The following is a 24,660-nucleotide window of genomic DNA, read 5'->3' as shown; positions in this document are numbered from 1 at the left end:
AACTACGGCAGCCAAGACGTTAACATCAGGGCTGCTAGCCACTGCCTAATCAATCTCAGGCGCCTTTCAGCATATCAAACACCACGCGGGCAAACCCCTTGGCGAGCTCTGGGTTGGACAGATACTGCACCATCATTTCATGCTGAGCCTCATTGCTGTCCATGACCGCATCATCAATGGCTTTTGGGAAATCCCCCAGCATGGCCTGTTCGCGGGTGTTGTTGGCAATCTGTGTCATCACCGCTTGGTTTTCCGATAGCTTGTCGCGTACGGTAAACGCGTAGTTGATCATGTCTTTATCACTGAGATTATCAGTGATAAACAGGTCGTTAAGGCGCGCCAGAATGTTCGACAGGAACTCTTCTTTCTTATCCTTCGGCTTGGCAGTGCCAATGTCATTACCCGGCTCGAGTTTATATTCTTCGGCATCTTCCTGAAGCTTGAGATGCTGTTCGTGGATTTTAGAGAGACGGTAATGGCTCATATCCACGTTGCTTAAATCAATCTCATCTTCTTCTATGCGTTGTTCATGCAACAACGGACGCAAGTGACGGGAAAACAGACTCAGTTTTTCCAGATCCTTGTCATCGTACTCAACGATTTGCGACATAAACTCGTAAAAACGGACAAAGCTGCCGAGGTCTTTTTTGAAGATATCCAGCTTGTCTTTTTCTTGTTTGCAGTCTTTGAAGCTGTTTTCAGCATTGGTGATCAACACCACATCGTTGGTTTTCTTCGTGCGTTCAAAGATCTCTTTTGCCAGCACGTAAGCATCGATAGCCGAGGTATAGCGCTTCTTCCAACGCTCAACGGCCGGCTTGCAGATATTACTGATCGCCGCATTGGATTTGTTCTTGGTAAAGAAGGCCTCACAGAACTGCTCCACCTCGTTCCACAGGAATATGCCACTGGTGCGCAGTTTCTCGAATAATTCAAAGACTAACTGGGGATCGCTGACATCCGCCAGTTCTGCCGTTTGATAATAAGGTTGGAAGGCGGCGAGGATCTCATCAGGCTCGTTATAGAAATCGAGCACAAAAGTCCCCGACTGCGCTTTGCCTGGATAGGTGCGGTTCAGGCGCGACAGCGTTTGTACGCACTCCACACCGCCAAGCGCTTTGTCCACGTACATGGCGCATAGCTTTGGCTGGTCAAAACCAGTCTGGAATTTATTCGCCACCAGCATCACCTGATAATCTTCACTATCAAAAGCTTTACGCATGTCCCGGCCTTTCAGCCCTGGATTCATATTCATTTCAGTAAACTTTTGATTCAGCAGCGCAAGACTATTGTGATCACTTTCAACAAACTCTACCTCACCAGAGAATGCCACCATCGCATTAATCTTCGCGTATTTATTCTCGGCAATGTATTTATCAAACGCCAGCTTATAGCGCACCGCCGCTTTACGCGAACTGGTCACCACCATCGCCTTAGCCTGCCCACCCAGCAAATGCATCACATGCTTACGGAAATGCTCGACGATCACTTTTACTTTTTGGGCAACGTTATAATCGTGCAATGTCACCCACTGGTTTAGTTTGATTTTGGCTTTTTTGCTGTCGACTTCACGATCGGGATCGTCCAACTTTTGCAGCAGCTTGTACGCCACTTTGTAATTGGTGTAGTTCTTCAGCACATCAAGAATAAAGCCTTCTTCAATCGCCTGACGCATAGAGTAAACATGGAAAGCTTCTGGCTTGTTGGTTTTCGATGCCGGTTCAAGAGGGTTAGGACGACGGCCAAACAACTCTAGGGTTTTGGCTTTTGGCGTGGCGGTAAACGCATAGTAGTTAAGATTGCTGCTGCCTTTACGTGCGGCGACGGTAGCATCAAGAATGTCTTCCGACGACAACTCGACATCATCATCCGCCTCTTCCGTCATCAATACTTCTTTCAATTGACGCGCTGTGGAACCACTTTGTGAAGAGTGTGCTTCATCAGCGATCACCGCATATTTACGCTGCTTGAGGCTGACGCTGTTTTCGATAGCTTTCAGCACGAACGGGAAGGTCTGGATGGTGACGATAATAATTGGCTGTGAGTTTTCCAGCGCGCTGGCGAGTTTATCCGACTTCGAGCCATCGCCTTCTTTATTATTGATACGCCCGACCACGCCGTCCGCGTGTTCAAACTGGTAAATGGTGTCCTGAAGCTGGTCGTCCAGTACCGTGCGGTCCGTGACTACTATCACCGAATGGAACTGTTTCTCGCCTTTCTCGTCGTACAGCGTAGAAAGCTGATGTGCCGTCCAAGCAATAGAGTTAGATTTGCCGGAGCCGGCGCTATGCTGGATAAGGTATTTATGGCCCGTCCCTTCCACCGTGGCCGCGCTAATCAGTTTATTTACCACGTCCCACTGGTGATAACGCGGGAAGATCAGGCTCTCTTTCTTACTTTTCAGCCCATTCCACTCCTCTTTTTCTTCGATTTGCAGATGGACAAAACTGGCGAGGATTTTCAGCAGGTTGTCTGGCAGCAGAACTTCATTCCACAGATAGTCGGTGGCATAACGATTTGGGTCTTCAGGGATATCGTTCCCCGCCCCACCTTCTTGGGTGCCTTTGTTAAACGGCAGGAAGAAGGTGTCATCGCCCGCCAGTTTGGTGGCCATAAACACTTCATATTGGCTGACGGCAAAATGCACCAGCGCACCACGCTTGAAGGTGAGCAGCGGCTCTGGTTTGTTGGTGACCGGATCTTTCGGCAATCGCGTTTTCTTATATTGTTTAATCGCGTTGTGTACCGCCTGCTTGAACTCAGATTTCAGTTCTAGCGTCGCTATCGGCAGGCCGTTAACAAACAGCACCAGATCGATTCGCCACTTCTTGGCTTTGGCACACGCCTCATCAAATGCCGCTTTGGTGGCATAGGGGCTATAAACCAGTTCCGGCACAATGCGGCAGATGTTCTGCTGATACCGCGCCAGCGTTTCCGGGTTAAGGTTATGCTCGGGCTTAAACTGACACAGCGAAAAACGTGCGTTATGGCTTTTGATTCCGTGACGCAATACACCCAGCGTGCCGTAAGTGCGCGAAAGCATATCGGTGGCGTTGTTATCCGCTTTTTTTAGTTGGGCCACCAACGCATTGAGGAAATGGCGCTCGGTATCGGTTGGGTAAATCTTGGCAAATTTCTCCCACTCCAGTGGCTGGGTGTTTTGCACAAAGGCAATCGCGTCTTGCGCATACAAAGCACGTTCGCGATCGTAGCCGTCTGGTTTACCAACAATCCAGCCTTTGGCAACCATATGAGCAACCATTTCATTTTGGAAAATTGCCTCTTTGGTGGTGTCCATACTCATGCGGTGGCCTCCTGTGATACCTCAGCTTCTCTGGCTTCTGGCGCAACCCAATTACGTACGTCTATTTTACCGGTGACGGCCGCGGAGATAAGGGCGGTGCGGCGTTCTTGGAGAAGGGTAAGCGCCTCATTCTGCCTGCTTACTAAACTATCTATTTTTGATAATAGTTCTTTAATATCAAAAACTATTCTTAATTGCTCTTGTAAAGGTGGTAGAGGTATTTGCATTCGCTCAAAAGATTCAGTTTTTAGGCACTTAGTCCCATGCGAGGAGTTATCAGTTAAGTCTAATACATTTTGTCTAAAACCTTTCAAAACCAAATGTAAATATTCAAACGATATTTTAACGTTAGGAATTAGTGCCTTCATATCCTGATTGATAGTTACAACCGCAGTATTTATTGCTACTGGAAATGAATGAGACAAAATCATTCCGCGAACAACAATTAATACAGAATTCACTGGAATTAATTTTGTTGAAGATTGCTTGACTGCACTTTCGCTAATATGATCTTCAGCATCAAATATATAATCAATCTTCATATCCTTAGGGGAAACCCAAGGTATGTCACCAACCCAAAAAGCTGAATTACTTTTAGAAGGAGTGCCTCCTCCAACAAATGAACATAAATGTCGTATTTGTTTTAATCTCCAATGTTCTGGCACTTCCCCCAACCACTCAACACCAGAATCTTTCATTGGTGCATCAGGGTTTAGCCCTTTAGTCACGGCATGGCCAATCACTGCTTGACGTTTTTCTTTTAGCAGTTCAATCAGTTGTTTCTGCCTCTCGATCAGGTTATCGATTTTTGCGGTTTCGTGATCGAGGAAAGAAGCAATACATAACTGTTCATCAAATTTTGGCAAAAGCAAAGGAGATGTTTCAAGCTTCTCTGCTGTGTAATGGGCAATTGTGGCTTTATTACACAACGTATTAATAAAATCTATCGATTTTAAATAAAAAATCCAATAATTTAGAAAAACAGATGAATTATTATCAATTGGCCTAGCCCTATTAATAGCATTCTGAATATAGCATTCAACAAGTTGACCAGACCAAATAGCGGAACGACCTACATCCCCCCCCTCACTAATCAAAACATCTTCAGGTTTTAGAAGTAATTTACTCCGTTCTTCAGATGAAAACCACATTAAATCAACATTATTTAAATCAACACCATATGGTTGAATGTTTTGGGCTTTAAGATATGGTTTTAACTCATCCGAGGGCGAACTTTTATTCTTCTGGAGCATTTTTCCTAAAGTAATTTCATAACCATATTTCACTTGGGTACAGATCCAATGCCTAGGAATTTCCCCCAACCACTCAACACCAGAATCCTTATACTCCGGATACGCCTTATATTTAGCCATCAGGAATGTACCTCCTGCAGCAGCTTCATAATCTCGGCACTTACAGCATCCAGATCGGCATCAATCTCTTCTAACGGGCGTGGCGGCTGATAAACATAGAAATGGCGGTTAAACGGAATTTCATAGCCGACAATACCAACTTCATTATCTTTTGCGTCGCGCTTATCGGCGTTAATCCAGGCATCGGCTACGTGTGGCAGCACTTCGGCTTTAAAGTAGCCTTCGATCAAATCGCTGGTGGAAACGGTTGGATTTAGCGGCACGTTCTCGTTGTCACGTAGCTCACCGTCCTGCTCAAACTCCACCACTTTGCCTTTGTATTCGAACGCGCCGTACAGCGGCTGGGCAGCTTCTTTCAGAACCTTTTTCACTACTGGCTCGGCGATAGGGTTTTTAGTGGTGATGGCGTCGATAAACTGCTTGTTCTCTTTGGTATCCAGCTTCACGCCAGCGGTTTTGATTGCGCTTTTCAGCGTGAGCTGGAACTCATTAAAGTCATCGCTAACTTTCTCTTTGCCACCCGCTTTAGCCCCCAACGCCGCCTGGATTTGCTGCGTTTTCTCCATCAATGCACGCTGTGCCAACCACAGTTTGCTGTCCAGCAGGTCTTTAATTTGCTTCTCTTTCAGCTCAGCAAATTCCGCTTTGATAATGGCGCGGGCTTCAACTTCACTATTTGCAAAGTCACCGTAGTTATCGTTTTGCCACTGTGCGGAGAACTCTTCATACAGACGTTCCATTGGGGCATTAAACGGCTTCGGTGCAAAACGCAGTGATGCGATGGCCTCATCCGTGACCTGTGCAGACAAACGCAGCGGGCGCTCGATGGTCAAGCGGCGATAACCAAAATCAGTGCTGTTAAAGATTTTGCTGGCGAAGGTTTTCGGCACTTCGGTTTTCGCCGTTGCCGATTGGCGGCCACGGTTAGATTTCTGCTCCGGTGCTTTTTCAAGGCCCAAATCCTCAAGAGAAGTCGCATTCACCACCTCAAAGTCACCAAAGGTGCGGGTGATAAGCGTGATATCGTCCTCGCCCATCAGGTTACGTTTGGAACCTAATGACTTACGCATTTTGCCGCACAGGTTAGTGCCATCAATCAGTTGAACTTTGCCTTTACGCTCCGGCGTTTTCTTGTTCGACAAAATCCACACGTAGGTGGCAATGCCGGTGTTGTAGAACATATCCGTTGGCAGCGCGACAATCCCTTCCAGCAAATCGGCTTCCAGAATATAACGGCGGATCTCACTCTCACCACTGCCCGCCCCGCCGGTAAACAGCGGTGAACCGTTGAGGATAATCCCGATACGTCCGCCCTGAATCTTCGAACCATCCAAGTTTTGTGTATCACGCAGTTTGCTGATCAGGTGCATCAGGAACAGCAGCGAACCATCGGAAACGCGCGGCAAGCCTGGGCCAAAGCGGCCGTTAAAGCCTTTCTGCTGATGTTCGTCGTTAATCTCACCTTCAATCTTTTTCCAGTCCACGCCAAAGGGTGGGTTAGACAGCATGTAGTCGAACTGAGCCTGCGGTAACTGGTCGTTGGAAAGCGTATTCCCCAATTTGATACGGCTGACGTCCTGCCCTTTGATCAGCATATCGGCTTTACAGATGGCGTAAGACTCCGGGTTTAACTCCTGACCAAAAGCACGCATCACCGCATTCGGGTTCTGTTTATGCACGTATTCCATACCGGAAGAGAGGAAGCCGCCGGTACCAGCAGTGGGGTCGTAAATGGTGCGGATAATACCGTCTTTCGACAATGCGTCATCATCTTCCATAAACACCAGAGAAGTCGTCAGATGTACAATATCGCGTGGAGTAAAGTGCTCCCCGGCAGTCTCATTCGAACTCTCCGCAAAACGGCGAATCAGTTCTTCAAACACCAAACCCATATCATGGTTAGAAATAGCTTTAGGGCTCAGATCGGTTGTGGCGAACTTTTTAACCACTTTGAACAGCAGGTTAGCATCATCCAACAGGCCGACAAACTCACTAAATTTGAAGTGCTCAAAGATTTCCCGCGCGTCCTTGGAAAAACACTGAACATAGTTCTCCAGGTTAGCTTTGATGTCATTCTGCCCCATCTTGCCGAGATCCATCGGCGAGATATTGAAGAACGTAAGCCCATTGGTCGCACGTAACAGAAACTTATCCCTGCCTTCTTCAGGCAACGGGCTGGTTTTTAGCTTTTCCGCTTGTGCCAAGACGGCATCTTTACTCGGGGCTAACACGCACTCCAGACGACGCAGCAGCGTAAAAGGTAAAATCACACGCCCGTACTGGGACTGTTTAAAATCACCACGGAGCAGGTCGGCTACCGACCAGATGAAAGCAGCTGTTTGAGAGAAGTTTGTGTTAGCCATATCAACAACCTGAATAGGGGCGCAAAAAGATGGGTAGATTATACATGAATCAATACTGCTTGCTCTGACATCAGTGCGTAGTGTTTTTCACCTGTCAACCGGCACAGGCTAAAGAAGCAGGCAAACTCGCTCCAATGCACACCTCTAGGCATAGCCTCATATCAAATACGACATAATTCCATTTAGTTATTACGCATGTAATTATAAAATAAATAATAAACGGACGTAAGTAACATAGATTATTTGATATTGGACTTAATTTGTTGCATAACAGTAACTGCACATTTATCGGACGCACTCAGATAAGGAATTCATATAGTGAACAATATCCCCTTTAAAATCCCAAGCAAGAAACTCATCCTGTCCGTAATTTCATCGTCGGCTTTTATTACAGGGTTAACTCTCTCAGTAATATGGTTATATCTATATAACTTAGGCAGATTAGATATATTCTATGATGCAACTAACGCTAGTTCCGCTATAGCTGTAATATTTGGGTTCGCTATACTATCACTCTTAGGATTTAGTATATTAATATTTTCCTCGTCATTCATGATGATACTTATATTCTCCAGCTATGAAAAGGATTTGATAAGACATAATGAAATGGTTAATGGTTTTTCCATTACTGTTCTATTTAACAGCCTCGGATTATATCTTTTCTTGTCCGTATGTTTCTTCTCTTATTATTATTTTGATTTGAATGGATACTTAACTTTTATAGTCTTTCTGATAATATCCGTACTATTTAGCTTTTGTATTACTAAAAGGAACATTTTAAATCCAAAAAAATATAGTCATCACAATAACAATGGAGCCAAAGAACCGCTAGAAAAAATATCAACAAAAATATCCCTGCCATTACTACTTCTAACCCCTGCAATTGTACAAATACTCCCAATTTCTTTTTTCTTAAGCCAGTTAGAGTTCACAGAAGGCAGTAACGATTTTGCCCAGATAAGTTTACTTACTGCTGTAGCACTAACATTCTCCACACTGAGTATTTTTCCGGGTACAATTTACATCAATGAGAAGAAAAACGGTGGGGTATTTCATGCCATTATTATGATATTAATATTCATCCCTACCACTTTAGTTATTCTATCTATGATGTTTCGCCCTATCCCAAATATGATTATAAATATGACTATGAACCTATCAGGCATCAGCGACGGGCGTACTCACCAATTTTATATTAACGAAGATGTTCATCCTCATGCTATGTTTAATGGCCGGCTGTGGAATACTAGATACTTTCAAGAGATACCCAATAGATTCTTTATCACTGGCGTCAGCATTTTCACTTTAGGTAACACACAATTAATTTGCCCAACTGCAATCACCCATGCCAGACAGGAAAGTTTAAAGTTAACAATTGATAACACCAAAGAGTATGAAGAAAAAACAAACCACTTAAAATACATTGCTATGGATTGTATTCCATTTAATAAAAAAGACATCCAGATCTGGGACTCCCCAATTCCAGAACCAATCTATTACGATAAAATAAAAATCACAAATAATAATTCCATACTAAATATTATCCAATCTCTAAAATGAATTCTATTTCCCCCAGCTCTCCATAATGCTTTTAGGAGAGCTGACCTTATGGGTTGGCTAATCATGGGGTGCCAATTTCCCTTTTAATCATCTGACTGACAGTAAGCAACAATCTATCATCCTACCCCGGCAACCTCTCAGCCTGCCGCCGAACCCCGGCAAAAATCGCATCACTCACAAAACGAGGAAAGCCGTCCGGCAACATCGCTTCCACATTAGCGATCGCCGACTCCGTTTGCGCTTTCAGCTCAGCCATCACCTGTAGCGTTTTCTCTTCAGAATACCCCACCGCTCTCGCGGTAGAGATAAAATGCCGAGGCAAGATCTGGCTCCAGCGGTAATGGCGACTCTGCCCCAATACGGCCATGGCCATTTTTGCTTTCTGTGGCGCGATGCCACGAGCATGCATAAAAGGGTAACCAGAGAGCACATCATAAAGCGGGGTCATTCGATAGGTCGTCTCTGGTTCAATGAACAGACTGAAGTTTTTAGCATGCCCATCAATGGCCGCCAGCATCCAGAATACAATTTGGCTTTTAAAGAAGGTGTCTCGATCGAGTAATGGCTGCTGAGAACCCATTAGCAGTTGCATCGCAGCCGCAATACCGGGCCCGCCATCAGCCTCATATTTCAGCGCTGGGGCAATGCCTAACGCCTGGCAGAAATCCTCCTGCGGCAAACGAATCAGCCAGCTGTTATCCCGCGCCCAACGACGGTCGAAGCGCTCAACAACTAAAGCCTTTTGTTCACCAAAACTCGCCAACTCAGCCTGCGCTACCGGCAGGCCAAACTGTTCTGCAATGCGTAAACATAACCACTCGTTCTCACAGCTTTCGCTGAGATCCAGATTGTTATGCGTAATATGCCCAATGGGCAGTTTTATGATGTGGCTGGTTGGCGTACTCCCTTGTGGCCGACACCACTGATCGCTGAACCAAAGCAGCGCGGTCTTTTCCTGCGCACCGGCCAGAGAGATCCGGAAATCATCAGTACCCGCCTCCATGCCCAATGGCGCCTCGCGGTACCCCAATAGAAGCTGCTCTATTTCTTCGTCACTGACAGGCACGGCGTTCACTTGCTTTACCGGGGCCATATCTGCATGTTCAGGGTAAAGCTGTATCGCCCCCACGCAGTCGCTGCCAATGCTGGAGAGCAGATCAAAAGGTTGTTTGGTTACCGTTCTAAAACGTGCCTGTAGGCGGCTGCGAATGAGCTCGCTGTCCGGCAGCAGGTTGTCGAAAAAGTTATACACCACGTCACCGCGGAACGGTTCTGGTTGTAGCGGCAGGGATAACGATATGGCGCGCGCACCGGCTTGTGCCAGCCACTCTTCGTGGTAAACAAAAGACATTGCGCCGCCCGCATGCTTTTCCAGCGTCCCAACAAGAGTGCCATTCAGCGCCACACGTAGCTTTTCCATGCTCACCACTCCTGATCCCAGGTTTTGGGATCGGCCGGCTTACCACGCGGAGTCACTTGTAGCTCTAAATCCAGCGCAGCAAGCAGTTTGAACAACGTATCCAGCCGCGTGCCGTCCGGGTTGTTTTCAAACGCGGAAACCGTGGCCTGCTTTAACCCAATACTGTCAGCAGTTTTACTTTGGCTTTGGTTACGCTTTTTACGTTCATTGCGTAACGCATGCGCCAACATCTTTGCCGAGGTGATTTTCATTTTATCCTCCCAAGCGGATGAAATGAGTATTATCCCTTACAGCGGATAAAGCAAATTTTATCCTCTGTAGGGGATAAACTATTCTACTCTAGTTAAGCGGCTCTTTAGATCTACCCCTAAAAAAATCCACGCCGGAGCGTGGATTCAATTTCATAGCCAAAGCCAGGTATCACGTTATTCGAAGTGAACTTCGGGGTTATCCGCCAGCGAAACGAAATTTTTCGTATTTTTATCCAGAGTTCGGATCTCGCCACTTTCGATGTCGTACACCCAGCCGTGCAGGCGCAGGCCGTTGTTGCGCAGACCCACGGCAACGGACGGGTGAGTCTTAATATTATTTAGCTGAGCTATTACGTTTTCTTCAACCATAGCGTTAACTTTGTCGGTTTCGTTATCCCAGGTTTTCTTCTCTACCACCGCTTTTGCCGCGTCCGCATAGTGCAGCCAGTGGGCTACAGCAGGCATCGGGTCAAGGCACTGGCAAGACGCTATCGCCTTCATGGCACCGCAGTTCGAGTGGCCGCAAATCACGATATCCGTAACGCCAAGCGCCACCACCGCGTATTCGATGGTCGCCGATACCCCACCCGGCTCCGGGCCAAAGGAAGGAACGATGTTGCCTGCATTGCGGATAACGAAAAGCTGCCCCGGCTCTTGCTGAGTCACAAGCTCGGGTACCAGGCGGCTGTCAGAACACGAAATAAAAAGCGCTTTAGGGTTCTGGCTGGAAGCAAGGCTGCGGAAGAGTTCCTGACGCTGAGGGAAAATCTCTTTCTGGAAGCTGAGGAAACCTTCAATGATATGTTGCATAACACGCTCTCTGGATTTGTAGTCTCGATAACATGATAAGCATCACTCCCGGTTAGTCCAGCATCTCGTAGGCAAAAAGGCGCGTTTCAAGGGCCTGGGGGCAAACCGACTAAGTTACGAGGTACAGTAATCCGTTGATGAAGATCAGTCTGGGTAATTAAGAAAACTCGCGGGCAATACTCGTTAACGAAAAAAGTATCTCTTCAGCGTTCTTCTTTTGTATGCCAGAGATCCACGATGTAGATGGCAGTGTCGCGGAGTTCGTAGTGAACCTCGTAGTCATCGAATAACACTTTTCGAACTTCCCGAGGTTCATATCGAGTCTGCTGTATGCCGATTGCCGGGTGCGCCGTAAGGCCGGTGCTGCCGATTATCAAGCGGTCTAAAACGTCATCGGCATGCTGGCGACTGTACTGCAAGGCAAAACGGTAGATACGTTCCAGGTCATCCTGAGCTTTAAGCGTCCAGTAAATTTCCATTTATCAGGTTTTCTTTAAACGATTGGCAAAATCCACCATGTCCAAATGACTCACTACACGACCGGCATCCACATCAGCAAGACCGGCCTGGATGCTCTGGTGACGCCGTTCACTTTCGGCCAGCATACGAGTCAAGGCTTCCTTAATGATCCAGCTTTTAGAACGGTCCAACTCAATAGCCAGATTTTCGACAGCAGCAGCCAACTCAACGGGTATCTGTGCGCTGATGGTTTGTTTAGTAAGCGAACCCATAGGGATTACCTCGTTCAATAACATTTAATAACTCCTATTAATTTTAACATGGCTCTGCTGATAAAAACATCACCTCTCATTTTGCCGACTGCATCCCAAGATCGTGATGCGCGTCATCAGACGACCACGATAAGCGGCAAGCCGTGAAAGAAACCAGGAAAACGATGAGAGGCAATGCTGGATAGTGCCGGGCCTTGGTCGTTACCAATGCCCCGGCCATGTCGCGGGCAGGATTAGAATCAATATAATCGTTCTGAACAGCATAACGCATGATGACCGTAATGCCGCTGTTGCAGTCGTTGCACGGTGACGTGCTACCGCTAGCATCCAAAGGCTCTAATGGGGCTGGCTGGCCCCAGGCCACAAATACCCGTTGCACCAATATGCGGAAAAATATAATGAGTAGCCGCTTCACTGCGCCAAATCGCAGGCACAAAAAAACCACCTTTCGGTGGCTTCTTGTTCGCGCTGTACTAATGGTGCCGAAGGCCGGACTCGAACCGGCACGTATCTCTACGGTTGATTTTGAATCAACTGCGTCTACCGATTTCGCCACTTCGGCACTGCAAGTAGTATGCGGAAAACGGGTGCATTATACCTTTCAGCGATCCGCGTGCAACACTTATCCGTTGTTCAATGAGTTAAGTGCTGAAAAAATCGTCATAGTCGCTGTTTTCCCCCTCCCTTCAATACTTTCTGCAAAGGATGCGTGTGCTTTATCGCCCGCACGTCCGCCGCTTCTGCATGTCAGATGGCCGAGCCGCCCACCACAGGTGGTGATAACAGCGGCTCATTCAGACCGCCATCATGCCGAAGCGCCATCAACTCTGCGCAAAATAGATAAGCAACCAATCAATAGAAATTAATATGCACCCCATTTTAGGGGCCAGGAAGTGGCATCGGTACCGTACCAATACGGGAGGGCTGCAGAGTTGAGGGGAATTTTGCACGGCAAGATGGCGGGTGTATGACCAACTATGCAATGGCGCTATTGCAATATCACCCATACCAAAAACCAGCAGAGAACACTTGCCTCTGCTGAGTTGATAGCTCTAAGTAAAATTTCCCTGGTGTCGGTCTATTTGGCAACCTGATTCCACATAGGTCAGGTTTTTTATTTTTTTTCATCAAAACTTAATGGGGAAATTATATGGCCTTATAGCGTCAGAGGCTAGTTAGACTAAAGTATAGTGCGGCACTATACCTTTATTTGTTCATGTGGTTTATTATTTCATAAAAAGGAAGTCGGGTAACGGGATTATTTTAAATCCAACAGTAATGAAGGTTATCCAGTCGTCAACCAGCAAGCATTACACTGTAAAATAAAAACCCCATCTATAACCATCCAGCTAGAAAATAATTTCAACGTTTCCCCTGCTATTTTCTTTATTACTGTTCATATTTTCGAACACAAAAATTATTACTCTTATACTGCACTCCAGGCGCAGAAAATATCTTATTAAGCCCCCAGGCAACCTCTAAAACCAGTGTCTAAGTGTTGTCCCTTCTGCCACTGGGCCAGCGGATCCGTTCACGCATGCTGCCCCCTGCTGGGGGAATAATAAGGTTAACTAAAACCATTAAAAAGAATTATCATTATTGCGCCTGGCATGCGGTTAATGAAACTTCACTGATGTTACCGGATAAATTTATTTTAATACAAGGGTAACATTATGTTTAATATCTATAGCGTTAACTATTCCTCAATGAGTAACGAAAATTCGGAAGACCTTTATATGCTAAGAAAGAACACATTTAAGGACCGGTTACAGTGGGCCGTAAACTGTTCAGACGGCAAGGAGCTGGATCAGTTTGATAATGAAAAGACCAATTACATTTTTGGCGTTAAGAATGGCGTAATCATTTGCGGCACGAGGATGATTGATATGAAGCACGACAATATGTTGAACAGCGCATTTTCCTCATTTTTTAACAACGCCTACATTCCAGAAGGGAACTTCATCGAGTCCACGCGCTTTTTCGTGGATAAAGAAAGAACCCATTCGCTGTTGGGTCGTCGATTCCCCGTTACCCTGGCTTTGTTCCTCTCGCTGATTAACTATGCCCGGCAGCACCGCTATGACGGCATTCTTGCCGTCGCCAGCCATCCGATGCTGCATATCATCAAGAGTTCAGGCTGGAATGTCTCATTGCTGGAGACCGGAGTTTCTGAAAAGAACGAGCCCGTTCATCTGTTGCTGGGTCATGTGGACGACAAAAGTCTGGAGGCGTTGAAAGCCAGAATATTCAGTAAGCTCAGTATGCCGGACGAAAGCATTCTGAACGCCTGGCCGCTGACGTCAGAGCAGGCAATCTAATCAACAAACCGGCTTAATCAGCTGAAGTTCCATCCCCAGACGTATTGCATGCCGGGCATTCGCCACCCCCAGCTTTTTGACAATGTTGGACATATGAAACTTGATGGTGCCGGTCTTTATCCCCAGTATCATTCCCGTTTCCTGGTAGGTTTTACCCACGCTGGCCCAATAGAGGATCTCGTTTTCTCTGTCGGTAAAGCGGGTATTTTTTTCCGAGTCGGCGGCGTTTTTTTCTGACAGTGAAGCGAGCGTAAGATACGTCTCATGCACTGACGCCAGCAATATCGCAATGTCGCCTTTATTCGCGATAAGCGCCTGCATTATTTCCGCCTTGCGCTCGCAGTTGAGCGTAAAGGAGAGAGTGACAAGATTATTATTAAAATCGTGCAAAACGAAGGTATAGCCGTTAGCCACGCCAAACTCGCGTGCCTGATCGAAAAGTTCAGGGAAGCGAAACCCTGCGCCTGCCATCAAATTTTCATCCCAGGCGAAAGGCGTCAGACGATTCAGCGCGGTAATCACCACCGGATCGGTATACTGCAATCCTTTTTCTTTGTATTGCTTTACCCATTCCCCCGGGTAGTTTGTTACGCCAAAGATGCACGACATATCTTTTTTGGATAAGACAACATAGGCCCAGATGAGCTCGCCGAAATCATTCAATGCCGCTTCCAGACGCTTGCTGATAATGCTGCTGATATTGTCTTCATATTCCATTAACTGCCGGCTCCCGATAGCTAAAAAATACCGCTCAGCAGAATATACCAGAAAGAGGTACGCAGCCGGAACCTCCGACTCGGCTATCCGTTGACGAGTCGCCTATCAGGGTGCAGACGTTGCGCCTCAGAACGTCACCAGCCCCCAGAAACAAAAAAGGCGCAACCCAATGGCTACGCCTTCTTAAATCATCTGTCGCGCCGCTACCTGCGTTTCAGCAGCATATACACGCTGATCAACAGGAACAGCATGCTCGGCAGCAGCGCGCCCAGCACCGGTGGCATGTTGTACACCAGGCTCAGCGGGCCGAAGATCTGGTCCAGCACATAGAACAGGAAGCCGAAGCTGATGCCGGTCACCACACGCACGCCCATCGGCACGCTGCGCAGCGGCCCGAAGATGAACGACAGCGCCATCAGCATCATCACCGCCACAGAAAGCGGCGAGAACACCTTGCTCCACATGTTCAGCTGGTAGCGGTTGGCTTCCTGGCCGCTCTGCTTCAAGTACTTCACGTAGTTGTGCAGGCCGCTGATGGAGAGTGAGGTCGGGTCCAGCGCTACCACGCCCAGTTTGTCTGGGGTGAGGTTGGTTTTCCATTCGCCGGTCAAGGTTTGGGTGCCGGTGACCTGCTTTTCGTTGGTCAGGTCGGAAGTATCCACCTGCGAAAGCTTCCACACGCCATCTTCAAAGCTGGCGGTGGCGGCATAGCGCACCGTCTCCAGCCTGCGCTGGTCGTTGAAGTGGTAGATATTCACGCCGGAAAGTTCTTTCTCGCCCGCCACGCGCTCGATGTAGATGAAGTCGTTGCCGTCCTTCGCCCACAGGCCGTTTTTGGTGGAAAGCAGCGAGCCGCCGTACATCTGCTGCGCACGGTAGTTGCGCGCCATCTGGTCGCCCTGCGGCGCCACCCACTCGCCAATCGCCATGGTCAACAGCACCAGCGGGATAGCGGTTTTCATCACCGAGCCGGCGATCTGCATGCGGGTAAAACCGGAAGCCTGCATCACCACCAGTTCGCTGCGCGTCGCCAGTTGCCCCAGGCCGAGCAGTGCGCCCAGCAGGGCCGCCATCGGGAAGAAAGTCTCGATGTCCTTCGGCACGCTCAGCAGGGTAAACATCCCCGCGCTCAGCGCCGAGTAGTCGCCCTGGCCCACTTTGCGCAGCTGGTCGACGAACTTGATGATGCCGGAAAGCGACACCAGCATGAACAGCGTCATGATGATGGTGTTGAAAATCGTCTTACCGATATAACGGTCTAAAACGCCAAACATCAGGCCGCTCCTCTCAGGCGTGCGCGCAGCTTGCGCATCGGCACGGTATCCCACAGGTTCAGCGCCAGCGCGATCGCGAAGTACGCCGCGTTGACCACCCACAGCCAGATCATCGGGTCCAGCTTGCCTTTGCCGCCGTTAGAGCGCAGCGAGGTCTGCAGCAGGAAGAAAATCAAATACAGCAGGATGGCCGGCAGCATGCTCAGTACGCGGCCCTGACGCGGGTTCACCACGCTGAGCGGCACCACCAGCAGCGCCATAATGGCCACCGAAAGCACCAGCGTCACGCGCCAGTGGAACTCGGCGCGCGCGTCCGGGTCGTCCGACTGCCACAGCGCCTGCATCGACATCTGTTCGGCCTGGTTGCCGTCAATGGCGACCGCGCGGTGGCCTACCACGGCTTTATAGTCGTTGAAATCGGTAATGCGGAAGTCGCGCAGCAATGCGGTGCCCTCAAAGCGGGTGCCCTTGTCCAGCGTCACCACCTGCGAACCGTCTTTCAGTTGGTTGATCTTGCCGTGCTCGGCCACCACCACGGAAGGGCGCTGGTTGCCGTTCGGCCGCAGTTGCGCCAGGAACACGTCGTTGAAGGTGCTGCCCTTGACGTTGCCGATAAACAGCACGGCGTTGCCGTCTTGCGAAGGTTTGAACTGCCCTTCCGCCAGGCCGGCGATGCTCGGGTTGGCTTTCGCCTCGCTGATCACCACGTCCTGATAACGGGAGGCCACCGGGCCGGCCCAGAACACGTTCACCGCCGCCACGGCGGAGGTTATCAACGCCAGCACCATCGCGGCGATGATCAGGGTGCGTTTACCCAGCCCGCAGGCGTGCATAACGGTGATTTCGCTGTCGGTATACAACCGCCCAAGCGTCATCAACAAGCCGAGAAACAGGCTTAATGGCAGGATTAGCTGCGCCATCTTCGGCACACCCAATGCAAGCAGGGAAAGGACTAAATTTGTCGGGACATCGCCGTCCACCGCGTCGCCTAACACCTTGACCAGGTTCTGACAAAAGAAGATCAGAAGCAGGATGAAAAGGATCGCGATTTGGCTCTTTAGCGTTTCCCGTACCAGATATCTTATGATGATCACGCTTATTACGCCTGTGAAAACTTGTCTTTTTGCAGGAAAATCGATAGTTTCATCGCTAATCCGCCATTTATTCTCATCATATGGCAACCGTCATAGCTAAAATAGTATTACAACATCTAGCATTTGGGTGTCCTATAGGAACTTGCCTATAGTCGCCAAAACAGAGCAATTTACGCCGTTCAGGTTAACATAGTTAGTTAACTCGATGGCCGGAGATCGTTACGGAGTGCGTCATTCTAGCCGTAGCGTCCGCCTTTGTCTTTAAGATTCAGGAGAGTGCATGGAGTTCAGTGTAAAAAGCGGTAGCCCGGAAAAACAGCGCAGTGCCTGTATTGTAGTCGGCGTTTTCGAACCGCGCCGCTTGTCCCCTATCGCAGAACAACTCGACAAAATCAGTGATGGTTATATCAGCGCATTGCTGCGCCGTGGCGAACTGGAAGGTAAAGTCGGGCAGACATTACTGCTGCACCATGTACCTAACATTCTCTCCGAACGCATCCTGTTAATCGGCTGTGGCAAAGAGCGCGAGCTCGATGAACGCCAATACAAACAGGTGATTCAGAAAACCATCAATACCCTTAACGATACCGGCTCCATGGAAGCGGTCTGCTTCCTGACCGAGCTGCACGTGAAAGGCCGCAACACTTACTGGAAGGTGCGCCAGGCGGTAGAAACCGCCAAAGAAACGCTCTACACCTTCGATCAACTGAAAAGCAACAAAGTGGAGCCGCGCCGTCCGCTGCGCAAAATGGTGTTCAACGTGCCGACCCGTCGCGAGCTGACCAGCGGCGAACGCGCTATCCAGCACGGCCTGGCGGTGGCTTCCGGCATTAAAGCGGCGAAAGATCTCGGCAACATGCCGCCGAACATCTGTAACGCCGGTTACCTGGCCTCCCAGGCTCGCCAACTGGCGGACGCCTTCAGCACCAACATCGTTACCCGCGTCATCGGCGAACAGCAGATGAAAGAACTGGGGATGAACGCCTATCTGGCGGTCGGCCATGGTTCGCAGAACGAATCCTTGATGTCGGTGATGGAATATAAGGGCAACCCGAACCCGGACGCTAAGCCGATCGTGCTGGTGGGCAAAGGGCTGACCTTCGATTCCGGCGGCATCTCGATCAAACCTGCCGAAGGCATGGACGAGATGAAGTACGACATGTGCGGCGCCGCCACCGTGTACGGCGTGATGCGCGTGGTGGCGGAACTGAACCTGCCGCTGAACGTGATCGGCGTGCTGGCCGGCTGTGAAAACATGCCGGGCGGCAGCGCTTATCGTCCGGGCGATGTGCTGACCACCATGTCCGGCCAGACCGTCGAGGTGCTCAACACCGACGCCGAAGGCCGCCTGGTGCTGTGCGACACCCTGACCTACGTCGAGCGTTTCGATCCGGAGCTGGTGATTGACGTCGCCACCCTGACCGGCGCCTGCGTGATCGCGCTGGGCCACCACATCACCGCCCTGATGTCGAACCACAACCCGCTGGCGCACGAACTGATCGGCGCGTCCGAGCAGGCCGGCGACCGCGCGTGGCGTTTGCCGATGGCCGACGAGTACTACGAGCAGCTGGACTCCAATTTTGCCGATATGGCGAACATTGGCGGCCGTCCGGGCGGGGCTATCACCGCAGCCTGCTTCCTGTCGCGCTTTACCCGCAAGTACAGCTGGGCGCACCTGGACATCGCCGGCACCGCCTGGCGTTCCGGCAAGGCCAAAGGCGCCACCGGCCGCCCGGTCGCGCTGCTGTCGCAGTTCTTACTCAACCGTGCAGGCCTGAACGGCGACGATTAAAATACCCTTCATCTTTCAAGCCGCAGCGTTGTTGGCTGCGTTTGTTCCCCCCAGTCACTGACTGTATGTCAGCTCCTGGGGATGAACGAACTTGCCGCCTGGCTGCAACTTGAAACCTATTGGGTATATAATCACGGTAACAAAGCGAAGGGCGCACAAGTTGCGCCCCTAATTTTTTCTAACGGCAATGAACTCATGAGCAAGCAGGCGACGTTTTATTTACTCGAACATGCGGAACCGGCTGGTGCGCTCAGCGCGCATGAGGCCGTGGCCTGCGCCGTTGCCGCCGAACGTTGGCGTTCCGGCAAGCGGGTGTTGATCGCCTGCGAGAGCCAGGAACAGGCCCAGCGGCTGGACGAAGCGCTGTGGCAGCGCGATCCGCACCAGTTCGTGCCGCACAACCTGGCCGGCGAAGGCCCGCACTACGGCGCGCCGGTAGAGCTGTGCTGGCCCGGCAAGCGCGGCAACTCCCCACGGGATCTGCTGATCGCCCTGCTGCCGCAGTTTGCAGATTTTGCTACTGCTTTCCATGAAGTGGTAGACTTCGTCCCTTACGAAGACACCCTGAAACAGTTGGCGCGCGACCGATATAAAGCCTATCGCAGCGTCGGCTTCCATTTGACCACGGCAACGCCGCCAACTCACTGAACAACGATATAAAATGGAAAAGACAAACAGTCATCTCGATACCGCATACGACCCGAAAGAGATCGAACAGAAGCTGTACGATCACTGGGAAAACCAGGGTTACTTCAAGCCAAACGGCGATACCAGCCAGGAAAGCTTCTGCATCATGATCCCGCCGCCGAACGTCACCGGCAGCCTGCACATGGGCCACGCCTTCCAGCAGACCATTATGGACACCATGATCCGCTACCAGCGCATGCAGGGGAAAAACACCCTGTGGCAGGCCGGTACCGACCATGCCGGTATCGCTACCCAGATGGTGGTTGAGCGCAAGATCGCCGCAGAAGAAAACAAAACCCGCCATGACTATGGCCGCGACGCGTTCATCGACAAAATCTGGCAGTGGAAAGCGGAATCCGGCGGCACCATCACCCGCCAGATGCGCCGTCTGGGCAACTCCGTCGACTGGGAGCGCGAGCGCTTCACCATGGACGAAGGCCTGTCCAACGCGGTACGCGAAGTGTTTGTCCGCCTGCACAAAGAAGATCTGATCTACCGCGGCAAGCGCCTGGTGAACTGGGATCCGAAACTGCGCACCGCCATCTCCGATCTGGAAGTGGAAAACCGCGAGTCCAAAGGCTCGATGTGGCACCTGCGCTACCCGCTGGCCGACGGCGCCAAAACCGCCGAAGGCAAAGAGTATCTGGTGGTCGCCACCACCCGTCCGGAAACCGTGCTCGGTGATACCGGCGTGGCGGTGAACCCGGAAGATCCGCGCTACAAAGACCTTATCGGCAAAGAAATCATTCTGCCGCTGGTTGGCCGCCGCATCCGCATCGTCGGCGACGAACACGCCGATATGGAAAAAGGCACCGGCTGCGTGAAAATCACCCCGGCGCACGACTTTAACGACTACGAAGTCGGTAAACGTCACGGCCTGCCGATGATCAACATCCTGACTTTCGACGGCGATATCCGCCAGGAAGCGGAAGTGTTCAACACGCTCGGCGAAATCTGCACCGACTACTGCAACGAAATTCCGGCCCAATTCCGTGGCCTGGAGCGTTTCGCGGCGCGTAAAGCGGTGGTTGCCGCCTTTGAAGAGCTCGGCCTGCTGGAAGAGATCAAACCGCACGACCTGACGGTGCCTTACGGCGACCGCGGCGGCGTGGTGATCGAACCGATGCTGACCGACCAATGGTACGTGCGCACTGCGCCGCTGGCGAAAGTGGCGGTGGAAGCCGTTGAGCAAGGCGAAATTCAGTTCGTGCCGAAGCAGTACGAAAACATGTACTTCAGCTGGATGCGCGACATTCAGGACTGGTGCATCTCCCGTCAGCTGTGGTGGGGCCACCGCATTCCGGCCTGGTACGACGCGAACGGCAAAGTCTACGTTGGCCGCAGCGAAGAAGAAGTGCGCAGCGAGAACAACCTGGGCCCTGACGTGGTGCTGAACCAGGACGAAGACGTGCTGGACACCTGGTTCTCTTCCGGCCTGTGGACCTTCTCTACCCTGGGCTGGCCAGAGCAGACCGACGCGCTGAAAACCTTCCACCCGACCAGCGTGATGGTCAGCGGCTTCGACATCATCTTCTTCTGGATTGCGCGCATGATCATGCTGACCATGCACTTCATGAAAGACGAAAACGGCAAGCCGCAGGTTCCGTTCAAGACGGTCTACATGACCGGCCTGATCCGCGACGACGAAGGGCAGAAAATGTCCAAGTCGAAAGGCAACGTGATCGATCCGCTGGACATGGTTGACGGCATCTCGCTGGAAGACCTGCTGGAAAAACGCACCGGCAACATGATGCAGCCGCAGCTGGCGGAAAAAATCCGCAAGCGCACCGAGAAACAGTTCCCGAACGGGATCGAACCGCACGGCACCGACGCCCTGCGCTTCACCCTGGCGGCGCTGGCTTCAACCGGCCGCGACATCAACTGGGACATGAAGCGCCTGGAAGGCTACCGCAACTTCTGTAACAAGCTGTGGAACGCCAGCCGCTTCGTGCTGATGAACGCGGAAGATCAAGACTGCGGCTTCAACGGCGGCGAGAAAGTGCTGTCGCTGGCAGACCGCTGGATCCTGGCCGAATTCAACCGTACGGTGAAGGCTTACCGCGAAGCGCTGGATACCTATCGCTTCGACCTGGCCGCCAACATTCTGTATGAATTCACCTGGAACCAGTTCTGCGACTGGTATCTGGAGCTGACCAAGCCGGTGGTGAGCAACGGCAGCGAAGCGGAACAGCGCGGCACTCGCCACACGCTGATCACCGTGCTGGAAGCCCTGCTGCGCCTGGCGCACCCGGTGATCCCGTTCATTACCGAAACCATCTGGCAGCGCGTGAAAACCCTGACCGGCGAAACCGCAGACACCATCATGCTGCAGCCGTTCCCAGAGTACGACGCCGCGCTGGAAGACACGCAGGCGCTGAACGACCTGGAGTGGATCAAACAGGCGATCACCGCGGTGCGTAACATCCGCGCCGAGATGAACATCGCGCCGAGCAAACAGCTGGACGTGCTGCTGCGCAACGCCAACGCCGACGCCCAGCGCCGCGTGCTGGAGAACCAGAACTTTATCGAACGTCTGGCGCGCCTGGCGTCCATCACCCTGCTGCCTGCGGGCGAGAAAGGCCCGGTCTCGGTCACCAAGCTGGTGGACGGCGCCGAGCTGCTGATCCCTATGGCCGGCTTTATCGATAAAGACGCCGAAATCGCGCGTCTGTCGAAAGAGATGGGCAAGCTGGATGCGGAAATCGCCTCGATCGAAGGCAAGCTGGCCAACGAAGGCTTTGTGGCGCGCGCACCGGAAGCGGTGGTCGCCAAAGAGCGCGAGCGTCTGGCAGCCTGCAAAGAAGGCAAAGTGAAACTGCTGGAGCAGCAGGCGACCATCGCCGCGCTGTAATCCGTCGGTTCGCGGCAACAGCTGAAAACAGCGGGGCATCTCCCCGCTGTTTTTTTATCGCCGTTGCATCTGGCCCGGTATAGATGTTATTACAAGGTATTAATGCCGCATGGACGCCGCCAGGGAATAAAACCCGGCGCCTTTTGTGCTGCGATAAAAAACGTGGTCCCAGTAATTTATGGCGAGTGTAAACATGACAACAGCAACCCCAGTGCGTCTTCTGGTGCGCCCAATAACGGCCGACGACAATGCCGCTATTGCTAACGTCATTCGCGAAGTCTCCGCCGAGCACGGTTTGACGGCGGATAAAGGCTATACCGTTTCCGACCCCAATCTGGACGTCTTGTATCAGCTCTACAGCCTGCCGCGCAGCGCTTATTGGGTGATAGAAGTCGACGGCCAGATTGCCGGCGGCGGCGGTATTGCCCCGCTGCAAGGCGGTGAAGAGGATATTTGCGAATTACAGAAAATGTATTTTCTGCCGGTTTTGCGCGGCAAGGGCCTGGCGAAACGCCTGGCGTTGCAGGCGCTGGAGTTTGCCCGTCAACAGGGCTTCCGCTGTTGTTATTTAGAAACCACCGCCAGCCTGACGCAGGCCATCGGGCTGTATGAGCATCTGGGATTCGAACACATCGACTGCGCCATGGGCACCACCGGCCACGTCGACTGCGAAGTGACCATGCTGAAAACGCTTTAATCTGGCTTCTGCGCCCGTGGTAACAACGGGCGCAGCATGCAGCGCCCCTACTGGGATCGCACCCTCGCCGCCCCCCTGCCCTTCACTGCCCATTCAATACGACTGAGTACCAGACTTGTCAGGTACGACACCACAATCAACAGCAGCAGGATCAGCGGCGTATAGCGCGGCGCAAAAATCAGTTTCTGGGTGAAGTAATAGCAGTAGAAACTGTGGGTCAGCCACATGTACATCGAATGTTTGCCCAGCTCAACCACCGCCTTGTTCACCCGGCTGCCCAGCCCGTCGGCGGTTTTCATCATCGCGATGATAAACAGCGGCGTCGCCACCAGCAGCCCCGGGTTATGGGCGACGATAAACACCGCCACGGTTACCACCAGCAAGATCAACGGATGGGTGCGGCTCAACGTATCGATCAGCTTCGCCAGCCACGAATCCGCCGGGGCCTGTTGGGTACGGCCAAACACCATGCCAAAACCAAAAGGCAGCAGCCAGGTGCAATATTCGATCAGCGCCTGCGGCGCCCAAGGGAAATACTGCAATCCCCTGCCGCACAGCGCCGCCGCAAACAGCACGCTCAACAAGGCCGTCGTGTTCAGTTTCGACAACAGCGGCAGCGAGAGCACGTACAGAACATAAAGTTTGAAGAACCACCACTCGCTGTTATAAGTGGATTTGAGGCCAATCAGGTTTTCAATAAACAGCGACGGCGAGAGGGAATATCTTTCGCCCGGAAAGAAAAGAATGCCGATCGGCACAAAGATAAACAACACTATCCAGTAGCTGATATATAAATTCTTCAGCTTGCCCCAGATATATTTAAAAGAAATGTCTTTTTTAAGTGAAAAGCCATAACCGGACAAGAACAGAAACATCGATACGCAAATCTTGCCGAACAGGCCAAGGTACATCTCAATATTTATCCCGCTAACGATATAATGCACCGGAATATCAGGGCTAATTCGGTCTGGATACGCAAACAGGTGATGGACCAGCATCAGAATGATGGCAATCCCTTTTAAATAATTAGACTTATTAATTGAAATTTCCATATTTCTTAATATATTATCCGTTATCAGGAGTCGCTATCATATAGCAGCCCCCATTTTCTGACACTTCCTTTCTAATCGGATTAATCCCATATTTAATTTCCCGGTAAAAAACAAAGGCACAGCTTTTTTATTAACGCGTTTCTCCCACTCTCGTTACCGTTTTTTGCTATCCCACGGCCCCAAAATCCTGCCCGAAACGACGCTCACACAATCATTAACATGGTCATGTTTTATTGTATTTATATAAACACAATAAAATCAGAATGATAAAAACAACACACAAACCAATCATCATCTTTTTTGTGATATTCATTAACAAATTAACGATTACAAATTGACCTCTTGCCGCCTTGCGTTACTCTGCCC

General features: G+C 50.8%; 18 protein-coding genes, 1 tRNA gene and 1 pseudogene. 6 read left to right on the top strand and 14 right to left on the bottom strand.

Annotated features, from left to right (window positions below):
- Positions 1-55: 55 nt before the first annotated feature.
- From JK621_RS01590 to JK621_RS01580, 3 genes are read right to left on the bottom strand one after another with little or no spacing between them, the layout of a single operon-like run.
- Positions 56-3,304, bottom strand: coding sequence for a type I restriction endonuclease subunit R (locus tag JK621_RS01590; RefSeq protein ID WP_212558363.1), 3,249 nt, complete (start codon positions 3,302-3,304; stop codon positions 56-58).
- A complete protein-coding gene (locus JK621_RS01585) occupies positions 3,301-4,677 on the bottom strand; it encodes a restriction endonuclease subunit S (RefSeq protein WP_212558362.1) in 1,377 nt (458 codons plus the stop codon). Before JK621_RS01585 ends, JK621_RS01590 begins: the two co-directional genes overlap by 4 nt.
- The gene (locus JK621_RS01580) at positions 4,677-7,040 is read right to left on the bottom strand and encodes a type I restriction-modification system subunit M (RefSeq protein WP_212558361.1); all 2,364 of its coding nucleotides are present in this window, start codon (positions 7,038-7,040) and stop codon (positions 4,677-4,679) included. Before JK621_RS01580 ends, JK621_RS01585 begins: the two co-directional genes overlap by 1 nt.
- Before the next feature lie 318 nt (positions 7,041-7,358).
- Between JK621_RS01580 and JK621_RS25300 the strand changes: the two genes are divergently transcribed.
- On the top strand, positions 7,359-8,600 hold the full coding sequence (locus tag JK621_RS25300; RefSeq protein WP_249337132.1) for a hypothetical protein: 1,242 nt from the start codon (positions 7,359-7,361) through the stop codon (positions 8,598-8,600).
- Positions 8,601-8,721: 121 nt separating this feature from the next.
- Here the strand turns inward: JK621_RS25300 and JK621_RS01570 are convergent, their stop codons facing one another.
- The 7 genes and pseudogenes from JK621_RS01570 to JK621_RS01545 form a co-directional block, all read right to left on the bottom strand.
- Positions 8,722-10,020 carry a type II toxin-antitoxin system HipA family toxin gene (locus tag JK621_RS01570; RefSeq protein ID WP_212558360.1) on the bottom strand — a complete coding sequence of 433 codons (1,299 nt, stop codon included), beginning with the start codon at positions 10,018-10,020 and terminating at the stop codon, positions 8,722-8,724.
- Between the two features lie 2 nt (positions 10,021-10,022).
- Positions 10,023-10,271, bottom strand: coding sequence for a helix-turn-helix domain-containing protein (locus JK621_RS01565; protein WP_212558359.1), 249 nt, complete (start codon positions 10,269-10,271; stop codon positions 10,023-10,025).
- Positions 10,272-10,445: 174 nt separating this feature from the next.
- Positions 10,446-11,081 (bottom strand): carbonic anhydrase, encoded by a 636-nt coding sequence (locus tag JK621_RS01560; protein WP_212558358.1) that lies wholly within the window; start codon positions 11,079-11,081, stop codon positions 10,446-10,448.
- Positions 11,082-11,284: 203 nt separating this feature from the next.
- On the bottom strand, positions 11,285-11,560 hold the full coding sequence (locus JK621_RS01555) for a type II toxin-antitoxin system RelE/ParE family toxin (protein WP_212558357.1): 276 nt from the start codon (positions 11,558-11,560) through the stop codon (positions 11,285-11,287).
- A 3-nt stretch (positions 11,561-11,563) separates the two neighbouring features.
- The gene (locus JK621_RS01550; RefSeq protein ID WP_122290155.1) at positions 11,564-11,812 is read right to left on the bottom strand and encodes a CopG family ribbon-helix-helix protein; all 249 of its coding nucleotides are present in this window, start codon (positions 11,810-11,812) and stop codon (positions 11,564-11,566) included.
- Positions 11,813-11,911: 99 nt separating this feature from the next.
- Positions 11,912-12,210: pseudogene (locus tag JK621_RS25295) on the bottom strand (tyrosine-type recombinase/integrase); the annotation flags it as partial.
- A gap of 79 nt (positions 12,211-12,289) precedes the next feature.
- Positions 12,290-12,374: transfer RNA gene (locus JK621_RS01545), tRNA-Leu, on the bottom strand.
- Positions 12,375-13,485: 1,111 nt separating this feature from the next.
- Between JK621_RS01545 and JK621_RS01540 the strand changes: the two genes are divergently transcribed.
- Entirely contained in the window at positions 13,486-14,130 is a 645-nt protein-coding gene (locus JK621_RS01540) for an acyl-homoserine-lactone synthase (protein WP_212558356.1), read from the top strand.
- On the opposite strand, the gene JK621_RS01535 is transcribed toward JK621_RS01540, so the two are convergent.
- The 3 genes from JK621_RS01535 to lptF form a co-directional block, all read right to left on the bottom strand.
- Positions 14,131-14,847: a LuxR family transcriptional regulator gene (locus JK621_RS01535; RefSeq protein ID WP_212558355.1), complete on the bottom strand. Its 717-nt coding sequence runs from the start codon at positions 14,845-14,847 to the stop codon at positions 14,131-14,133.
- 203 nt (positions 14,848-15,050) lie between these two features.
- Complete coding sequence (gene lptG, locus JK621_RS01530; protein WP_212558354.1) at positions 15,051-16,121, bottom strand: LPS export ABC transporter permease LptG; 1,071 nt, start codon at positions 16,119-16,121, stop codon at positions 15,051-15,053.
- A complete protein-coding gene (gene lptF / locus JK621_RS01525) occupies positions 16,121-17,215 on the bottom strand; it encodes an LPS export ABC transporter permease LptF (protein WP_212558353.1) in 1,095 nt (364 codons plus the stop codon). The genes lptG and lptF overlap by 1 nt, the downstream gene beginning before the upstream one ends.
- Before the next feature lie 280 nt (positions 17,216-17,495).
- Here lptF and pepA point away from each other — a divergent pair, with 280 nt between their 5' ends.
- The 4 genes from pepA (at position 17,496) to JK621_RS01505 (ending at position 23,242) form a co-directional block, all read left to right on the top strand.
- The gene (gene pepA, locus JK621_RS01520) at positions 17,496-19,007 is read left to right on the top strand and encodes a leucyl aminopeptidase (protein WP_126479972.1); all 1,512 of its coding nucleotides are present in this window, start codon (positions 17,496-17,498) and stop codon (positions 19,005-19,007) included.
- 195 nt (positions 19,008-19,202) lie between these two features.
- Positions 19,203-19,655, top strand: a complete 453-nt coding sequence (locus JK621_RS01515) for a DNA polymerase III subunit chi (RefSeq protein WP_209635274.1) — start codon at positions 19,203-19,205, stop codon at positions 19,653-19,655.
- A gap of 13 nt (positions 19,656-19,668) precedes the next feature.
- Positions 19,669-22,545 carry a valine--tRNA ligase gene (locus JK621_RS01510; protein ID WP_212558352.1) on the top strand — a complete coding sequence of 959 codons (2,877 nt, stop codon included), beginning with the start codon at positions 19,669-19,671 and terminating at the stop codon, positions 22,543-22,545.
- A gap of 193 nt (positions 22,546-22,738) precedes the next feature.
- Positions 22,739-23,242 (top strand): GNAT family N-acetyltransferase, encoded by a 504-nt coding sequence (locus JK621_RS01505; RefSeq protein ID WP_212558351.1) that lies wholly within the window; start codon positions 22,739-22,741, stop codon positions 23,240-23,242.
- Positions 23,243-23,289: 47 nt separating this feature from the next.
- Here JK621_RS01505 and JK621_RS01500 read toward each other — a convergent pair whose 3' ends face one another.
- Positions 23,290-24,294, bottom strand: coding sequence for an acyltransferase family protein (locus JK621_RS01500; RefSeq protein ID WP_212558350.1), 1,005 nt, complete (start codon positions 24,292-24,294; stop codon positions 23,290-23,292).
- Positions 24,295-24,660 lie beyond the last annotated feature (366 nt).

Source organism: Serratia plymuthica, from assembly GCF_018336935.1.
Taxonomy (GTDB): Bacteria; Pseudomonadota; Gammaproteobacteria; order Enterobacterales; family Enterobacteriaceae; genus Serratia; species Serratia plymuthica_B.
This window is presented reverse-complemented; position numbering and strand designations above follow the sequence as displayed.

What these genes read in the sequence shown, in the direction of transcription:
- JK621_RS01510 (WP_212558352.1), top strand. Translation starts at nt 19,669, where the DNA reads ATGGAAAAGACAAACAGTCATCTCGATACCGCATACGACCCGAAAGAG.
- JK621_RS01590 (WP_212558363.1), bottom strand. Translation starts at nt 3,304, where the DNA reads ATGAGTATGGACACCACCAAAGAGGCAATTTTCCAAAATGAAATGGTT.
- JK621_RS01580 (WP_212558361.1), bottom strand. Translation starts at nt 7,040, where the DNA reads ATGGCTAACACAAACTTCTCTCAAACAGCTGCTTTCATCTGGTCGGTA.
- JK621_RS01570 (WP_212558360.1), bottom strand. Translation starts at nt 10,020, where the DNA reads ATGGAAAAGCTACGTGTGGCGCTGAATGGCACTCTTGTTGGGACGCTG.
- JK621_RS01565 (WP_212558359.1), bottom strand. Translation starts at nt 10,271, where the DNA reads ATGAAAATCACCTCGGCAAAGATGTTGGCGCATGCGTTACGCAATGAA.
- JK621_RS01550 (WP_122290155.1), bottom strand. Translation starts at nt 11,812, where the DNA reads ATGGGTTCGCTTACTAAACAAACCATCAGCGCACAGATACCCGTTGAG.
- JK621_RS01555 (WP_212558357.1), bottom strand. Translation starts at nt 11,560, where the DNA reads ATGGAAATTTACTGGACGCTTAAAGCTCAGGATGACCTGGAACGTATC.
- JK621_RS01505 (WP_212558351.1), top strand. Translation starts at nt 22,739, where the DNA reads ATGACAACAGCAACCCCAGTGCGTCTTCTGGTGCGCCCAATAACGGCC.
- JK621_RS01585 (WP_212558362.1), bottom strand. Translation starts at nt 4,677, where the DNA reads ATGGCTAAATATAAGGCGTATCCGGAGTATAAGGATTCTGGTGTTGAG.
- JK621_RS01540 (WP_212558356.1), top strand. Translation starts at nt 13,486, where the DNA reads ATGTTTAATATCTATAGCGTTAACTATTCCTCAATGAGTAACGAAAAT.
- JK621_RS01535 (WP_212558355.1), bottom strand. Translation starts at nt 14,847, where the DNA reads ATGGAATATGAAGACAATATCAGCAGCATTATCAGCAAGCGTCTGGAA.
- lptG (WP_212558354.1), bottom strand. Translation starts at nt 16,121, where the DNA reads ATGTTTGGCGTTTTAGACCGTTATATCGGTAAGACGATTTTCAACACC.
- JK621_RS01515 (WP_209635274.1), top strand. Translation starts at nt 19,203, where the DNA reads ATGAGCAAGCAGGCGACGTTTTATTTACTCGAACATGCGGAACCGGCT.
- pepA (WP_126479972.1), top strand. Translation starts at nt 17,496, where the DNA reads ATGGAGTTCAGTGTAAAAAGCGGTAGCCCGGAAAAACAGCGCAGTGCC.
- JK621_RS01560 (WP_212558358.1), bottom strand. Translation starts at nt 11,081, where the DNA reads ATGCAACATATCATTGAAGGTTTCCTCAGCTTCCAGAAAGAGATTTTC.
- JK621_RS01500 (WP_212558350.1), bottom strand. Translation starts at nt 24,294, where the DNA reads ATGGAAATTTCAATTAATAAGTCTAATTATTTAAAAGGGATTGCCATC.